A 15,895-nucleotide genomic window follows, 5' to 3' on the forward strand; every position below is an offset into this window, starting at 1 on the left:
GACCTGCCGACGACCGCCGCGCGGCTGTTCACGGGCTGGTGCAGGTTGGCGACGGGTTGGTCGGAGTGCCGGTGGCGAGGAAGCCGAACGTGGCCGTGCCGCCCGGGGCGAGCGAGCCGTTGTAGGTGGCGTTGCGGACGGTCACTGTCGAGCCGCTGGTGCTCAGCGTGCCGTTCCAGACCTGGCTGATGCTCTGCCCGTTGCCCAGGGTCCAGCGGACGGTCCACCCGTTGACGGCGGTCGTGCCCGCGGTCACCGTGACCTCACCCTGGAAGCCACCTGACCACGAGTTGACCGTGTGGTAGGCCGCGGTGCAGGCAGCGTCGGAGGGTGGCGGCGTGGTGGGTGGCGGCGTGGTGGGTGGCGGCGTCGTCGGAGGCGGCGTCGTGGGTGGTGGCGTGGTGGGCGTACCCGTGGTGGGTGGTGGTGTCGGTTCACCCGGCGGCACCAGGGGGCAGGTGGCGCTGTACCGCGACACGCCCCGGCTGTCCGCCAGCGGGCAGAGGAACTGGGTGTAGCGGGTGTCGTTGTCGAGGAACGTCTTCAGCCAGGGGATCAGGAGCCGCATCTCGGTCGGGTTCGACCTGGTGAAGGAGAGGTGGTCGTTGCCGGCCAGCTCGGCCCAGGCGTGTTCCACCGTGGCCGGCAGGCTGTTGTAGATGCCCTGGACGTACGAGGGTGTGACCGTCCCGTCGTTCTGGCCGGAGATGAGCATGGTCGGCACCTGCGTGCTGGACATGTTCAGGTTGTTGCCGGGGGTGCCGGGCGCGAGACCGACCGCCGTCTTCAGGGTGGGCCGCCGCAGCGAGGCGAGCAGGGTGCCCGCGCCGCCCGCCGAGTGGCCCATGACGCCCAGCCGGTTCGGGTCGACCCGGTTGCGGACCGGGCTCGTCCGGGTGAGGTAGTCCAGCGCGGCGAGCAGTTGGGTGGCCCTCGCGTCGGCGCCGTCGGTACGGCTGTTGGTCTCGATGCCGATCACCACGAACCCGAAGGACGCCAGCCAGGGGCCCATCCAGGCCTCCTCGTTGGCGAACAGGGCGGAGTAACCGGGAACGATCGCGATCGCGCCCCAGGTGCCCAGGCTGGTGTCGGTGGGGTAGTAGACGTACCCGCCGTTGAAGCCGTTTCCGGCCGGCACGGTCGCCTGCGTCGTGGCGAACGGACCTCGGGTGGCGGCCACGCTGGCCAGGGTGGGGTCCGGGCCGCGCTGGTACGGGCTGTCCGCGACCGCCGCGTCCCGGGTCGTCGTGGCCAGCGCCAGACCGAGGACCACCGCGAGTCCGGCCGTCAGCCATCGTGTCGGCTGCTTCATCGACGGCTCCACTGCTGGTTGGTCTGGCCCGTGCACGTCCAGAGGACGAGCTTGGTGCCGTTGCCGGTGCCCTGGTTGTAGGGGTCCAGGCAAAGGCCGGACTGCACACCGGTGATGGTGCCGTTGGCGTTGACGTTCCACTGCTGGTTCGTTCCGCCGTGGCAGTCGTAGATGGTGACCAGGGTGCCCGGCGAGGTGCCGTAGCCGGCGGCGTCGAGGCACTTGTTGCCGTACACCGTCAGGGTCTTGCCGGTCGTGTAGGTCCACTGCTGGTTGGCGCCGCCGTGGCAGTCCCACAACTGCACCTGGGTGCCGTTGGTGGTGGAGGAGCCGGGGACGTCGACGCACCGGCCGGACAGCGTGCCCACGATGGTGGTGGTGGTCTGGCCGCCGCCGCTGCTCGGGTTGCCGATGCTGCCGGGGACCGACTGCAACGCGCTGTACCAGCGGGCGGCCATCTTGTCGTATCCGCCGGAGGTGGGGTGGACGCCATCGATCAGGTCGGCGGTGGTGAGGGCGCTGTGCATGTCGACGAGGTGTACGCGCTTACCGGCGTTGACCTTGCTCTGCACGATGCCGGGGATGGCCGCGTTGAAGGTGCGGGCGGCGTTCTCCTGGTTGCTGTTGGAGAGCGGGATGAGCTGCGCCACGAAGACCTCGGCGGTGGGCGCGGTGGTGGTGATCTTGTCGATCAGCGTGGAGAGCCGGTTCGGCGCGGTGCTCACGTTGTAGTTCTGCAGGATGTCGTTGGTGCCGATGTGCAGCAGGACGGTCGCCGGCCGCTGGGTGTTGAGCCAGTTGACGATGTTCGCGTCGATCTGGTCGATCCGCCAGCCGGGATGCCCCTGGTGGTCGTGGTCGCCCAGGCTGGCTGGCCCGTTGAACTGCGATCCGACGAAGTCCACCGTGTACCGGCCGGCGGCGAGCCGCTGCCAGAGCCCGATGCGGTATCCGCCGGGCACCTGCGTGCCCTCGGTGATGGAGTCACCGAGCGGCATCACGCGTACCCCACCGTTGGACTCTGCGCTGGCGGGACTGGTGGGTGCCACCACCTGAGCGATCACGACACCGAGCGCGGCGAGTGTCGCGAGCCATCGTGCCCTCGTTCGCATGGATCTCCCCTTGGTTGGTAGAGCTGGCCGAGGGCGTTGGCCGATCGGTAGGGCCGCCCGGGCAGTCGACATCCGAAAAGGGGGCCGGCCGGACCGAGCAGCCGCCGGCTGCCGGGCGTGGCCCGGCTCGCGCCGATCGTCGGATCGGCACGGCGTTCTGCCTCAGCACTGGGACGAGTGTGAGCGCTAACAGAGACGAGTGTAGATTCATTGGCTCGATCTGGTCTACCTCGACGGCGCCCGCGCCCTCAGCTCGCCAGGGCGCGGGCGCGTAGCCGCCAGGTGTCGCTGAGCGTGATGCCGACCAGGACGCCCGCCGCGGCGACCGTGACGAGGACGGGGTCGAGCAGCATCAGCACGGGCGTCGCGCCCACCAGCAGCGCCAGCCAGGCCAGGCGCGACTTCGGTAGCTGGCCCAGGAGGACGTACTCGGAGTTCATCCGCCCGATCACGAACAGGACAGGTCCACCGGCGATGAGGACCACCCAGCTCGCCGGGGTGGTTCGCAGGGGCTCGTGGAGTACGAGGTCCACCCCCGCCGACGTGGCGATGACCCCGGTCACCACCAGGGCGTAGACGTACGGCGCGAGGTACACCGAGTGGCGTGGGCGCGAGTGCGCCGAGCGGTCGACGAGCTTGTTGCTCTGCAACACGTAGATCTGCCAGAACAGCAGCGCCGTGAGGATCGCGGCGGCGAACGCGACGGCGCGGGCCGGGGTGTACGGGGTGCTGCCGAACGTCAACGTGGTCATCAGGGTCAGCTCGCCGAGCGCCAGGATCGCGATCTGCTGATAGCGCTCGCCGAAGTGGACGCTCAACTGGCTGTACTGCTCCAGCGGTATCCGTCCGCGCAGTGGCGTCGGGTAGCGCAGCGCCGCCGCCAGGTAGTCGATCGCGAGCGCGCCGATCCAGAGGCCGGTACGCCAACCCGGCTCGGCGAGGCCGCCGGCGATCCACAGCACCCCGGACACGACGAACCAGAAGAGGAAGCGCTCCTCCCGAGCGTGCGCCCGGCGTGGACGCAGCGCGACGATCAGCATGATTCCCCGGGCCAGGTGGAGGCCGACGTACGCGGCAGCGAACAGGAGGCCCCGCCCGTCGTAGGCCCCCGGTAGGGCGACCGCGATCAGGGACACCCCGACCATCGTGCCGACGACCACCCCCTGGACCGCCCGGAGCTGCGGATCGTAGAACTCGGTGGTGTTCACCGTCACCGACCAGGTCCACCAGGCGGCCAACAGCAGGACGAGTCGCTGGCCGAGCCCACCCCAGGTCGGATCGGCGGCCAACTGCATAGACAGTTGCGCGAACACGGCCACGTAGAAGACGTCGAAGAACAGCTCCAGCAGGGTGGCCCGAGCCGACGAACTGGGCTTGCGTCGTGGCCCGGTCGGGTCCGTCCCCGTCATGGCTGCGCCGCTCCCGTCGTCCTCGTCCGCCGACGCTGTCGCGACGACGCCTCAACTTCGGACCCGGTGGCATGCGGCACACGGCTACCAACGAGCGAGCCAGCGGAGAGATACCTCGGGGGCCGAGGCGACCAGGAGGCAACAGGGACGAAACCAGAATGTCCTTATCTGAGCTGAACCGCGGGCCCTGCCCGCCCGTTTGGGTGGTCGTCACACCAGAGTCTTGCGCTGGCGGCGCCGGGAACGGCACCTCCGACCGCGGTGACCGTTGGGCCGAACGAGGAGACACGTATGCCGGACATCGTGGAAGCCGACTGCATCGAGTTCGCCAGCACCTGGGTCCCGTCCGGCCAGTGGCTCAGCCTCGACGGCGGTCCGGTGCCGGACGCCGTGCAGGACACGAGGGCACTCCCCGGCCTCCACCAGGTGCACATCGACCCGGCCGCGATCGACGCCGCCCACATCGCCGGCACGCTGCGCAACCAGCCGTTGGACGTGATCGCGTCGATGGTGCACGTCCCGCTGGCGCTCGATGCCGGTCTGGACGCCGTGTCCGCTCGCGCCGACCATCTCGGACTGCCGGTCCTCGTCCGCTCACCGGAATCGCTCGAGCTGGCCGGTCCTCGGGTGATGCCCTTCGAGTTGTACGAGGATCCGGGCGCCGTGCTCGTGTTACCGACCGAGCACCTGGCGGACGTGCTCTCCACCGCTCGTGGGACGGATGCCGACCCCCGTACGCTGGTGCAGCAGGTCAATCCCTGGCGCGGGATCGGCGGGGACTTCACCACGCTCTGTGTGCTGGGCGCCATCGGTTTCGACATCGCCCTGAGGGAGGGCGAGGCGTTCCAGGTGCCCCCGTCGGAGGCGATGCCCGCCGAGTACCTGGTGAACTACGCCGGCAGACCGATGGCGACGGTGCCCGACCTGGCGTTCGTCACGAACCTCATGACGTCCGCCCGACAGGGCAGCCGGGGGATCCTCCTCGTGGGCAGCCCGACGGAGGTGTCCCACGCCTTGAACGTGGTGCGCAACAGGAACGGCCTGACCTTCTGGGACAGCACGCGCGGCGTCGAGGTGGATCCCTCCGAGTTCGACGGGGCGCACCTGCGCTTCGTCGCCACGACCGACGGCGTGCTCGACGGTCCGCTGGACCCGGCGCTGGACCAGGGACACGAGGGTCTGGCGGGCATGTACGGCGGGTGGCAGCACGGCGGCGGTCAGCACGGCAGTGGTCAGCACGGCGGCTACAACGCTGGGCAGCACGGCGGTGGTCAGTACGCCGGCGGTCAGTACGCCGGCTACAACGCTGGGCAGCGCAGTCAGAGGCCCGTGACGCAGCACAACGTCGCCTTGGCGGCCCGAATGGAGGCGGCGCGGCAAGCTGAGCTGGCCCGGCAGGCTGAGCTGGCCCGGCAGGCTGAGCTGGCGGCGCTGGAGCAGAGAATGCGCAACCTCGATGACGCTGGTCAGCGCATCTTCAGGAGGGTGAGGGAGGCGCTGCCGTATGGCGCGGCCAATCAAGCCGAGGACTACGCCAGGTCGGGAGGCGAGGTTGACCGCCGACTGAGGATCGCGCGAGCCGCCTTGGCACCCGCCTGGAATCAGATCGCTGCCATTGCGGCACGGGCAGCCGCCGCTCGGGCGGTCAAGGCGGGGAACTGCGACGAACACGCGGCTGTCTCATTCACGCTCGCCAACAAAGCGGTGCACAGGTACCGGGCCTACCTCCCCGTTGGTACCCAGATCGCTCACGTCACGGTGCCCGGCCACGTATTCGTGGTCATCGGCGTTCCGGGTCGGGTCGATCTTCAGGTCGTCGTCGATCCGTGGCAGAAGGATGCCACGGTGACGCGTGCGACGCACTTCAACTTCCCGCTGACCCCCCCGGACGCGACCTACGTCTGGTATCAGCCAGACGGCTCTGACCTGGTCAAATGGGCCATCGACAACCGTCTGGTCGACCCCAGTGTGCTCGAGGACCACATGGACCTCGGTCGGGACGGCGTCAGCATGGAGCAGGCGTTCGCTGAGCGAACCGGCTATATGTACGACCACCGCATGAATCCGCAGCCTCTGACGCAGGCTCCGCACGCACACGCCGGGCCGTCCACGTCCACCCACTACGCGCCGCCGGGTGGCCACTGGACGGACATGGACACGAGCGGCGGCACCGCAGAGATGTTCGAGGTCGAGACACCGTCCGACCTGACGGCGGAGACGGTCCTGGACGCCTATCCGTTCCTGCTGAGGACCAACCCGAACCTCCCGGAGAACTCGCTCGTCAGCGGCGACCCGTTCACCGACAACTGCATCGTCGCGACCTTCGCCACCGACCTGTCGTACACCACTGGCGTCGCGCACCAGGCCAGCGGTGTGGACGTGCCGAAGGTTCCCACCGACCGGTCCGGGCTCCCGGCGATACACCTCGCCAACTGGCAGACGCAGCAGCTCGATCTTCCGGATGGTGAGTACCGCGCCTACTCGATGGGGGACCTCGAAGCCATCCGCGACGTCATGCGGAACGCGCCGGAGGGCTCGCGCGGCATCGTGTTGGTCCGTGGCCTGAACGTTCCCGCCGCCCACTCGTTCCTCGTGGTGCGGGACAAGCACGGTGTGAACTTCCTGGACGGACAGCGCCAAGGGCTCGCGCGGCGTCCGAAGACCCTGGCGGCCGTGGCGTTCCTGCCGCTCTCGCGCGGGATCGAGGTGTCGGATTCGTACCCGACCATCACGTTGCCCGAACCCGGCGAGGGCGGGGCCTCCGACACCGGAGTGCCGGCGATGGCCGCCGGGGCGGGCCAGGAGCACGCCGTCGAGCCCGTCGAGGCGCTCGCGCCGCCGACCTGGTCGCTGCGCCCGCCCACCGGTGTCACGACACACGGCGTCGTGCACGTCATCTCCTCCGACGGCAGGGCCGTACCGCAGCGGTTCGTCGACCACCTGGCCTCGCAAGCCGATGCCGACCATCCGGTGATCGTGCTGAACGCGCCGCGTCCCGACAAGTCGGCGCTCGCCGACGACGTCGCCACGCTCAACTACCTGCTCGAACAGTTCGCCCAGCGCGCCCAGCTCCCGGTGGTGGTCAGCCGTGGCAAGGCGCACGGCGACCTGCTCGACGTCGCCCGGCGGTACGGCGCGACGGTCCTGGAACCGACCCTGGCGAAGGCCAGCGGCCTCGGCATCCAGTTGGACCAGCACCAGTGGAAGGCGATCTCCCCGCAGGAGGAGGGACGCGTCGACGCCGCGAGTTCGTCCGCCGACGTCTGGCCGGGGATCACCGCTGGTGTGCTGGACGCGGCGACCAGGATGGCCCGACCGACCGAGGCGGTCAGGCGCATCGACGACGCGCTCGGCGAGCTGATCTGGGCCCGCGACCTTGAGGCGAGCCGGGAGGTCTTCCAGCGGTTGGCGCAGCAGTGGTCGCCGGAGCGGATGAAGGCGGGCCTGGAGCAGGTCAACCAGATGAAGGCGCGGGTGCCGGACCAGCCGGCGTTGAGCGTCTTCGCCCCGGTACTGGAGTTCGGCGCGGTCCGCCAGGCCGGCATCGTCTTCGACTACGCGAGCGCGCAGCCGGAGCTGCGACCCAAGGTGCTGCTCAACGCGGTGGGTCACCTCGACGCCGCCGGCAAGCTCGACCAGCCTGGCCCTGTCGAGGGCGGCGTCACGACGGAACGACTGGCGGCGATGGTCGGTGATGTCGGCGTCACCGACATCACCAAGTCGGTGCTCCACGTGCTGGGCCAGATCAAGGCGCACGAGTTCGACAGCGCCCAGGGCTTCATCGACGCCAACAAGGGCAAACTCACGACGGAGCAGAAGGGCCAGTGGGTGGACGCCATCGCCGGCCTGGTGCAGACGATGGATGGCCATGCCGACCAGCTCCGGCAGCTCTCCGAGGGCGTTCTGCAGTGTTGATGACTGGCGGCGTCGTCGCAGGCCAGGGCCGCTGCCGGGCGTCAGTGCTCGGCGGTGGTCCCGGTCACTGACCTGCGCACCGGTCTGTGGCAGCGTGCAGGGCGACCGTCGCCGTACCGAGAGAAGGCCCATGCTCCCCAGGACCGCCGAGTCGCACCCGCCGTCTCCCGTCGTCGAGCTGTGCGACGTGACATTCCGGCGGGACGGCAAGCAGATCCTGCACGGCATCGACCTCACCGTGCGCGAGGGTGAGCACTGGGCGCTGCTCGGTCCGAACGGCGCGGGCAAGAGCACGCTGCTGGGCTTCTGCGGCGCGCTCACCCACCCGACCTCGGGGACCGTGCGGATCCTCGGCCAGCGACTGGGCCGCGTCGACCTGCAACAGTTGCGTAGGGCGATCGGTCACGTGAACCCCCGGCATCCGCTGCGGTCGCCCCTGACGATCCGGGAGGTCGTGCTGACCGGGCTCGTCGGGTCGATCGACCTGCCGCCGCGTTGGCAGCCGACCCGGGACGACCGTGACCGGGCGGACTCCCTGTTGGGCATGTTCGGGCTCGCCGACCGGGCCGACGAGCGCTGGCCCACCCTGTCCCAGGGCGAGCGGGGTCGTGCCCTGATCGTCCGGGCACTTCTCAGTCAGCCGCGACTGTTGCTGCTGGACGAGCCCTCGACCGGTCTCGACGTCGCGGCCCGCGAACAGTTGCTCGAGACCATCGACCTGCTCCGCGCGACCCACCCCGGCCTCGCCTCGATCATGGTCACCCACCACCTCGAGGAACTTCCGGCGACGACCACCCACGCGCTGTTGATCAGCGGCGGCAGCGTGGTCGCCGCCGGCCCGGCCGACGAGACGGTCAACACCGCGCAGGTCTCGGCGGCCTTCGCGCACCCCATCGAGGTACGCCACGAGGACGGGCGCTGGGCGGCCCGCGCCGGGTCCGTCCGCCGAGTGGCGGCCGCCGCCGGCTGAACCCCGATTCGGGTACGCCTCCGGGGTGAACGGTCGATCAGATCTGGCGCGGTTTTGATCGCCGTCCGGATTTCGCCCGTAAGGATTCACGTGGGCGGGGATTCGCCCACTCGAATCGGAGGAATCCCATGCAGAAGACGTCTCGATCCCGTTTCCGGGGACTACTGGTCCTCGGTGTGGCCGGTGTCCTCGCGGCGGCCGGCGCGGTGACCCATCAGGCGTCCGCCGCCGAGGTGGCGGCCCCGGCCGCCGTGGGCGCCGACGCCCGCCGGGTCGACATCCCGCGTATCGCCAAAGCGATCAAGCCGCCGGCGGGATCCCGGCCGGTCGGCGCGTACGTTGTCACCAGTGGGACGCAGACCTACACCTGCACCGGTGGGGTGTTCACCGGAGCCTCCGTGCCGGAGGCTCAGCTCGTCGGGACCGGCGGCCGGATCCACCACTTCAAGGGACCGAGCTGGCAGTCCCTGCGCGACAACTCCCTGATCACCGCCAAGAAGACGGCGGAGAGCCCGCGAGCGGGAACGATTCCGGAGCTGCTGCTGACGGTGGACAGCCACAGCGGCGCCGGCATGCTCGGCAATGTGGCGTACATCAGTCGGCTCCTGACCTCGGGCGGCGCGGCCCCGGCAGGCGCCTGCACGGACGGCGCCACGACGGCGGTGCCGTACGGCGCGGTCTACGTCTTCTGGGCGGCGAAGCGGTAACCCGCGACGGCGGATCCCCCAGCTCGACAACCGCTGGTACAGCAGGCTGTACTTTCCGCCGCGGACGCTGCCGAGGGTGCCCACCGTGACCTATGTTGGCGCGGGAGGTGGGTGGCGATGGCATACGTGCGAGGCCGGTTCCGGGCCTCCGTCGACGCCCTCGAACACCTCGTAGGCGGGCTCGGCACCGCCCTGCTCGCGTTGGGCGCGTTGCTGTGGGCGGCGGTCGTGGCGCTGATCTGCCTGACCGGACTGGGCCGGGGATTGGTGCCCGGCGCACTGCGGGCGGTGCGTTCGGTGGCCGATCGGGAGCGGGCCCGGCTGTCCCGCTGGGGAACGCCGATTCCCGCCCCTGGGCCGGTGCAGGAGGGGCTGCGGGAGGCGGCACGCGATCCGTTCGTCCGCCGGGAAGTCGGCTGGATCACGCTCCACTCGGTCATCGGACTGCTGTCGGGGCTGGTCGGCCTCGCCCTGCCGCTCAACGCTGTCCAGGACATCACCTTCCCGCTGTGGTACCGGCTGGTCGCGCCCGAGGACGGCGCCCCGGGATTCGTCTGGTGGCGCGTCGACGGGCTTACCGAGGCGCTCGGGGTAGGCCTGCTCGGGGTGGGTCTGCTGGTCGCCGCGATCGGGTTCGGTCCGGCGCTGGCCCGGGTCCAGGCCTGGCCGGGCCGGCTGCTGCTACCTCCGCCGCCGGGGATCGACCTGTCGCTGCGGGTGGCCGCGTTGACCGCCACCCGGGCCGCCGCGCTGGACGCCCACGCGCTCGAACTACGCCGCATCGAGCGGTCGCTGCACGACGGCACGCAGAATCGGCTGGTCGCGGTCAACGTGCTGCTGGGGGCGGCGCGGCGGGCCGTGCGGCGCGATCCCGACCGCGCCGACGAGATCCTCGGGCAGGCACAGGACGCGGCGGAACAGGCGCTCGGCGAACTCCGTACGGTGGTGCGGGGCATCCTGCCTCCCGTGCTGGACGACCGGGGCCTCGCCGGCGCGCTGGCGGGCCTGGCCGCCAGTTGCGCGGTGCCCTGCCGGCTCACCGTCGACGTGGCGGTCCGCTGCGCGGCATCGGTCGAGGCCACCGCGTACTTCGTGGTGGCCGAGGCGCTGACAAACGTCGTCCGGCACAGCGGCGCGAGCCGGGTGGACGTCGCCGTGCGCCGTGCGGAGGGTCAGCTCCTGGTGAGCGTCGAGGACGACGGGCGCGGCGGCGCTGACGAGGCAGCCGGCTCCGGGATCACCGGCATCCGCCGGCGGGTCGAGGCGTACGACGGGCGGATGACACTGACCAGCCCACCGGGAGGACCGACGAGGATGCGTGTGGAGTTGCCGTGCGGATTGTGATCGCGGAGGACGACCCGCTGCTGCGCGAGGGGTTGGCGCTGCTGCTGCGGGCGGAGGAGTTGGACGTGGTGGCCACGGCGGGTACGCCGGGTGAGTTCCTGGTCGCCGTCGACGAGCACGCGCCGGACGTGGCGATCGTGGACGTACGGATGCCGCCGACCCACACGGACGAGGGCATCGTGGCCGCGGTGGAGGCCCGGCGGCGTCGGCCCGGCCTCGCGGTGCTGGTCCTCTCGGCGTACGTGGAGCAGGCGTTCGCCACCGAACTGTTCTCGGTGGGCGCCGTCGGGCTCGGCTACCTGTTGAAGGAGCGGGTGGGCCGGGTCGAGGAGTTCCTCAGCGCGCTGCGCCGGGTCGCCGACGGCGGCAGCGTGATCGACCCCGAGGTGGTGGCCCAACTGCTCGCCCGCAACCGGCGGACCGACACGGCGCTGGGCGAGCTGTCGCCCCGCGAGCGCGAGGTGCTGGGACTGATGGCCGAAGGGCTCGGCAACACCGCGATCGCCGAGCGGCTGTTCGTCACCGAGGGGGCGGTGCACAAACACATCCGGAGCATCTTCGCCAAACTCCAGCTGCCGCCGGACGACCGCGCCGACCGCCGGGTCACCGCGGTGCTGCGTTACCTGGACGGCGGGCAGCGGTAGCACCGGAACCGCCGGCCCGGCGCCCCCGCGAGGGGGGCACCGGGCGGGCGGCGGCGCTCAGAGGGAGATCCGGTCGAACTTCTCCCAGCTACTGATGGACGTCCGGTTGGCGATGAGAGGCTTGGTGCCCTTGCTCTCGGCCACCACGTATCGGCCGTTGGCCGCGGCGCGCAGGCTGATCGTGCCATCCGAGTTGTTGACGATGGTGAACTTCTCCCACGTGCTGACCTTGGTCCGGTTGGCGATCAGCGGCTTGGTCCCCTTGCTCTCCGCGCTCACGTAGCGACCGTTGGACCGTGAGCGGAGCGCGACGTAACCGCCGCCGGCACTGATCACATCGAACTGCTCCCACCGGGCAACGGTGGTGCGGCTGGCAATCAGCGGCTTGGCGCCGGCGCTCTCGGCCACCACGTAGCGCTTGTTGGCCCGTGAGCGGAGCGCGACGGGAGGCGCGGCCACCGGCGTGCTGGTGAGCTTGGTGAGAGCCGCGAAGGTGCCGTTGAAGACGTTCTGGCTGTAGTTGCCGGGCTGGCTCGGGTTGCCGGCGGCGTACTGCCAGATGGTCTCCGTGGTCCAACCCGCCGGCAGCGGCGGCCGAGCCGTGGTGTAGCCGGCGATGTCCAACGGGTTGGCGCCGAACGATGCGTTCTTGCCGGTGCAGGGATTCCAGTAGTTGGTGTTCGTGTAGATCATCGGGGGCCGGCCGATGCGTGCCTTGACCTGGTCGGTGAAGGACTTGATCCAGCTCGACATCTCGGTCGGGGTGAGCCCGTAACAGGTGGGCGCCCCGCTCCAGTACGGCCACTCGATGTCGACCATCGGCACGAGGGTCTGACCGTCCTTGGCGAACTTGGCATTGTCGACGAAGAAGTTGGCCTCGTTGATCGGGTCGCGCTTGTCCGGCCGGGTGAAGTGGTACGCGCCGACGAGAAGCCCGGCGTCCTTGGCCGCCGCGTAGTCCTCGGCGAAATACGGATTGAGGTACGTCCGACCTTCCGTAGCCTTGACGTAGGCGAACTTGACGCCGCTTGCCGCGACGGCCGGCCAGTTGATCGGGCCGAGGTTGTGGTCGTGGCTGGAGACGTCGATTCCCCGGACCGTGTAACCCGCTGGGATGGCGGCGCTCTTGGCCATCGCGGCGCTGCGCGCGCCCGGGGCGATGCCGGCGCTCGCCCGGCCTCCACCGTCGACGGAGGGATCGGCGGCCTGCGCCGGCTGTGTCACGCCGAGCGCCGTAGCAACGGCGAGACTGGCGGACATCAGCGCACAGAGCAGTCTTCTAGGCATGGTGAGGTGGGGTTCTCCTTGCTCGCGAGGTCAATTGACCATCGGCGTGGGCCCGCAGAGTATCCCTTGTCAACGATGGGTCGCGCTGTCCTGCGCACCGAATTCAGATCATCGGCACCTGCGTCGAGCCGTACGGTGGACATTTGGTTTCGCCTTTCCCCATTCGATTCGCAGGTGATCACCCTGTTCGCGGCACGGGTGCGACAAGACAAGGGCATGCTCGTCATTACCGCGAAGCGAACCAGGGGGATCTTCTTGACGGAGAACACGGCCGACGGGGGGCACAAACCCGGTGAGCTCCGTACGGTGCTGACCGTCGTGGCGGTCGGGATCGCGCTGGCCGTGGCCTTCGTGGCCTCGTACACCCTGGCGTTGGACCGACCGCCGCCGAACCGCATCCCGACGGCGCTCGTCGGGGACGCGACTGCCGACGCGGGGGTCGCGCAGGAGCTGCGGTCGCGCATGCGCGGCGCGCTGCGGTACCAGAGCTATCCGAACGCCGGAGAGGCCCAGCGCGCCATCGAGCGACAACGGGTCTACGCGGCGCTGGTGGTGGAACCCGGCGGTTCGCGGCTGCTGGTCGCCAGCGCCGCCGGCAACACACTCGCCCAGATGCTGCGCAACGCCGCTCTACAGCTCAACGAGCAGAGCGGTCGGGAACTGATCGTGACGGACGTCCGGCCGCTGCCCGACACCGACCGCTCGGGCCTGGCCGCGTTCTACGTGATGATCGCCGCGACCCTGCTCGGCTTCCTGACGGCCCTGCAACTGCGCATCAACGTCGGCCGGCTGCCCCTGCGGACCTGGCTCGCCATCCTCGTCGGCCTCGCCGTCGTGGGTGGGATCGCGCTGGCGGTCACCGTGGGTCCGGTCCTCGGGGCGCTTCCGGCGTCCCTCCCGGCCCTCTGGGGTACGTTGGCCGCCCAGATCGCCGTCACCGGCCTGTTCAGCACGCTGATGGTGATCCTGATCGGCCGGTGGGCGGTGGTACCGACGTGGCTGATCTTCATCGCGATCGGCAACGCGGCCTCGGGCGGTGCCGTGGCGACCACTCTCCTCCCCCAGCCGTACCGGACCATCAGCGTCATCCACCCGAACGGGAGCGTCATCGCGCTGTTGCAGACCACGTCGTACTTCCCCGAGGCGGTGGGCCTACGACCCCTGGTGGTCGAGGCGGCATGGCTCGTCGGCCTGCTCGGACTCGTCCTGCTCAGCGCCAGATTGGTCCGCAACGGCCCGCGCTGGAAGTAGTGGTCGCCGGGATATGGTGCGGCCCCGGTTCCCGCAAGGAACCGGGGCCGCACCGCGTCGTCACTGGATGAAACTCCACAACTGGTCGCGCTGACCCGGGACGATGTTCCACTGCTCGACCCACTTGCCGTTCCAGGTGCCGTCCGACACCGGACCCAGGTCGTCGCCGAGGATGTCCAGCGTCTTGCCGGTCGCGTGGTTGCGGACGTACCACTTGCCACCGCCAGCGTCCTGCAGATACCACTGCTGCGACGGGTCGGCCGGATTCAGCTTCACCTGGAGGACCTTCGCGCCGTCCCACGTCCCGCCGGATTCCAGGCCCAGCGCGTGACCGCTGAAGGCGTTCACGAAGACGATGTAGCCGGCGGCCGGTGCCGCCGTCACCTTCCAGTACTGGTCGGCCTGGTCCCTCTTGAGCCAGAGCTGGACGTGGGCGCCGACGCTCTTGTTGGTGTCCCAGTCCGGCAGCTCGGCAACCGAGTTCGTGTGGGCGTTGAGCAATTTGTACTTCTGACCCACCCGCAGGCCCGAGATGGTCGCCGGCGGGGCCGCCGGCTTGTCGGTGGCCGGGCTCGGTGAGGTGGTGGACGGGCCCTGCGCCGGGGTGCCGCCGGCGGGCGGGGGCACGGCGGCGGGACTGCCGCCGGCCGGCGTCGGGCTGGGGCTGACGCCCGCGGGCGTCGGCGAAGCGCCGGGCTTGGCCGGGGCGCCACCCAGCCGGGTGTCCTTCTCGTACGCGGTGACGTAGCGCGGCGTCACGTCGGCGAGCTGGGGAACGTTGGCCCGGGGCACCCCGCCGGCCGCGCGGACCGTCATGTCGCCCCACTGGAAGGCGGCGAGCGCGAGCCGGTACGGTTCGGCGCCGTTCAGGTCGGTCAGTTGTGCGCCCAGGTCACACATGGCCATGCCGAGCGCCGGGATGGCGTCGTTCGGGTTCCACACCGAGGCCGACGCCGTCGCGCGGTACTGGCTCCACAGCTCCGGGCTGAACTGGGCGATGCCCTGGTGGCCCTCCGGTGAGCGCAGGTTGGCGTCGAACTTCGAGGCCGCCATGAGCTGCGCCGCCACGAGTGACGGGGTGACGGCCGGGCACACCGAACCGGCCTTGCGGATCGCGGCCACGTACGCGCCCGGCACGGGGATCGGCGTTGACGGCGAGGGCTGCGAACCTCTCGCGTCGATGCGGAACGGCTGCTGGTTGGCGTACCAGCGCGCGTACGCCTCCAGGCGGTTGACGTGCACCCGCGCGGCGTTCGGGATGGCCTTGGCCTTGGTGACGGCCGCGAACCCGGCCTTGTCGGCCGCCATGGCCAGCGGCCACAGGTCGCCGGTGAGCCCGGCGGCCCGCAAGCGGCCCACGGTGTCGCACGTGTGGTGGGCCAGGGCGTAGATGTTGGCCTCGCTGTCCGCCCGGTTCGCGTCCTGGGCCGGACGCCAGAGCTTCCAGTCCTCGTCGTCGAGGCCGGCGACCCCGCGACTGTCACCGACGTTGAAGCCCGACGCCATCATGATCTGTGCGGCCAGGCGGGATGGGTTCAGCGTCGGGCACGACAGGGACGCCGCGACGATCGTCTCGGACAGCGCGGGCGGCACCGGTGCGCCGGCGACCGCCTCGGCGGCCACCGCCGCGGGACCGTCACCCGCCATCGGCAGAACACCGGCCATGAGGGTAAGGACGCTCAACCCGGCGATCGCCGCGTGCCGGCGGCCGAGTCGGGACAACTGCCATCGGTTAAGCCGAGGACTTCGGTTGAACGGAGTCACTGCTACACACCTTCGCGCCACGGTGGTACGGGTCGACGAGGTAACGGCCCGACACGGATAGCGGTTCACGTTTTCGTTCCCCCGCCGAGAAAATTCACCGACATCGTGAACCGACGGATGGCGCGCCCCGTCTGGCTGGCGTGGTCGACCGGCCTGCGGGCCGGGCGGCCGCGCGGAAGA

At 70.4% G+C, this 15,895-nt stretch carries 11 protein-coding genes; 6 read left to right on the plus strand and 5 right to left on the minus strand.

Translation table 11 applies throughout. The features are described 5' to 3' along the window. Nucleotides 1-28: 28 nt before the first annotated feature. The 3 genes from ABZ272_RS05930 to ABZ272_RS05940 all read right to left on the minus strand — a co-directional run bounded on the left by ABZ272_RS05930 (nt 29) and on the right by ABZ272_RS05940 (nt 3,833). On the minus strand, nt 29-1,312 hold the full coding sequence (locus ABZ272_RS05930; protein WP_355048730.1) for a cellulose binding domain-containing protein: 1,284 nt from the start codon (nt 1,310-1,312) through the stop codon (nt 29-31). Beyond that, on the minus strand, nt 1,309-2,424 hold the full coding sequence (locus tag ABZ272_RS05935) for a ricin-type beta-trefoil lectin domain protein (protein WP_355048731.1): 1,116 nt from the start codon (nt 2,422-2,424) through the stop codon (nt 1,309-1,311). The genes ABZ272_RS05930 and ABZ272_RS05935 overlap by 4 nt, the downstream gene beginning before the upstream one ends. A gap of 248 nt (nt 2,425-2,672) precedes the next feature. After that, a complete protein-coding gene (locus ABZ272_RS05940; RefSeq protein WP_355048732.1) occupies nt 2,673-3,833 on the minus strand; it encodes a low temperature requirement protein A in 1,161 nt (386 codons plus the stop codon). Between the two features lie 291 nt (nt 3,834-4,124). Between ABZ272_RS05940 and ABZ272_RS05945 the strand changes: the two genes are divergently transcribed. The 5 genes from ABZ272_RS05945 to ABZ272_RS05965 all read left to right on the plus strand — a co-directional run bounded on the left by ABZ272_RS05945 (nt 4,125) and on the right by ABZ272_RS05965 (nt 11,413). Continuing rightward, nucleotides 4,125-7,748: a hypothetical protein gene (locus ABZ272_RS05945; protein ID WP_355048733.1), complete on the plus strand. Its 3,624-nt coding sequence runs from the start codon at nt 4,125-4,127 to the stop codon at nt 7,746-7,748. Between the two features lie 130 nt (nt 7,749-7,878). Beyond that, nucleotides 7,879-8,718 (plus strand): ATP-binding cassette domain-containing protein, encoded by an 840-nt coding sequence (locus ABZ272_RS05950; RefSeq protein ID WP_355048734.1) that lies wholly within the window; start codon nt 7,879-7,881, stop codon nt 8,716-8,718. Nucleotides 8,719-8,846: 128 nt separating this feature from the next. Beyond that, a complete protein-coding gene (locus tag ABZ272_RS05955) occupies nt 8,847-9,425 on the plus strand; it encodes a DUF3455 domain-containing protein (protein ID WP_355048735.1) in 579 nt (192 codons plus the stop codon). 117 nt (nt 9,426-9,542) lie between these two features. Beyond that, complete coding sequence (locus tag ABZ272_RS05960) at nt 9,543-10,769, plus strand: sensor domain-containing protein (RefSeq protein WP_355048736.1); 1,227 nt, start codon at nt 9,543-9,545, stop codon at nt 10,767-10,769. Beyond that, entirely contained in the window at nt 10,757-11,413 is a 657-nt protein-coding gene (locus ABZ272_RS05965; RefSeq protein WP_355048737.1) for a response regulator transcription factor, read from the plus strand. The genes ABZ272_RS05960 and ABZ272_RS05965 overlap by 13 nt, the downstream gene beginning before the upstream one ends. A 57-nt stretch (nt 11,414-11,470) precedes the next feature. Here the strand turns inward: ABZ272_RS05965 and ABZ272_RS05970 are convergent, their stop codons facing one another. After that, nucleotides 11,471-12,700, minus strand: coding sequence for a GH25 family lysozyme (locus tag ABZ272_RS05970; protein ID WP_355048738.1), 1,230 nt, complete (start codon nt 12,698-12,700; stop codon nt 11,471-11,473). A 255-nt stretch (nt 12,701-12,955) separates the two neighbouring features. Between ABZ272_RS05970 and ABZ272_RS05975 the strand changes: the two genes are divergently transcribed. Beyond that, complete coding sequence (locus tag ABZ272_RS05975; protein ID WP_355048739.1) at nt 12,956-13,951, plus strand: hypothetical protein; 996 nt, start codon at nt 12,956-12,958, stop codon at nt 13,949-13,951. A gap of 60 nt (nt 13,952-14,011) precedes the next feature. On the opposite strand, the gene ABZ272_RS05980 is transcribed toward ABZ272_RS05975, so the two are convergent. Then, complete coding sequence (locus tag ABZ272_RS05980; protein WP_355048740.1) at nt 14,012-15,616, minus strand: RICIN domain-containing protein; 1,605 nt, start codon at nt 15,614-15,616, stop codon at nt 14,012-14,014. Nucleotides 15,617-15,895 lie beyond the last annotated feature (279 nt).

The sequence above is a fragment of the Micromonospora sp. NPDC005979 genome (assembly GCF_040614415.1).
Classification (GTDB): Bacteria; Actinomycetota; Actinomycetes; order Mycobacteriales; family Micromonosporaceae; genus Micromonospora.

Excerpts from the sequence above, each read along its gene's own strand:
- ABZ272_RS05930 (WP_355048730.1), bottom strand. The coding sequence starts at position 1,312 with ATGAAGCAGCCGACACGATGGCTGACGGCCGGACTCGCGGTGGTCCTC.
- ABZ272_RS05935 (WP_355048731.1), bottom strand. The coding sequence starts at position 2,424 with ATGCGAACGAGGGCACGATGGCTCGCGACACTCGCCGCGCTCGGTGTC.
- ABZ272_RS05940 (WP_355048732.1), bottom strand. The coding sequence starts at position 3,833 with ATGACGGGGACGGACCCGACCGGGCCACGACGCAAGCCCAGTTCGTCG.
- ABZ272_RS05945 (WP_355048733.1), top strand. The coding sequence starts at position 4,125 with ATGCCGGACATCGTGGAAGCCGACTGCATCGAGTTCGCCAGCACCTGG.
- ABZ272_RS05950 (WP_355048734.1), top strand. The coding sequence starts at position 7,879 with ATGCTCCCCAGGACCGCCGAGTCGCACCCGCCGTCTCCCGTCGTCGAG.
- ABZ272_RS05955 (WP_355048735.1), top strand. The coding sequence starts at position 8,847 with ATGCAGAAGACGTCTCGATCCCGTTTCCGGGGACTACTGGTCCTCGGT.
- ABZ272_RS05960 (WP_355048736.1), top strand. The coding sequence starts at position 9,543 with ATGGCATACGTGCGAGGCCGGTTCCGGGCCTCCGTCGACGCCCTCGAA.
- ABZ272_RS05970 (WP_355048738.1), bottom strand. The coding sequence starts at position 12,700 with ATGCCTAGAAGACTGCTCTGTGCGCTGATGTCCGCCAGTCTCGCCGTT.
- ABZ272_RS05980 (WP_355048740.1), bottom strand. The coding sequence starts at position 15,616 with ATGGCCGGTGTTCTGCCGATGGCGGGTGACGGTCCCGCGGCGGTGGCC.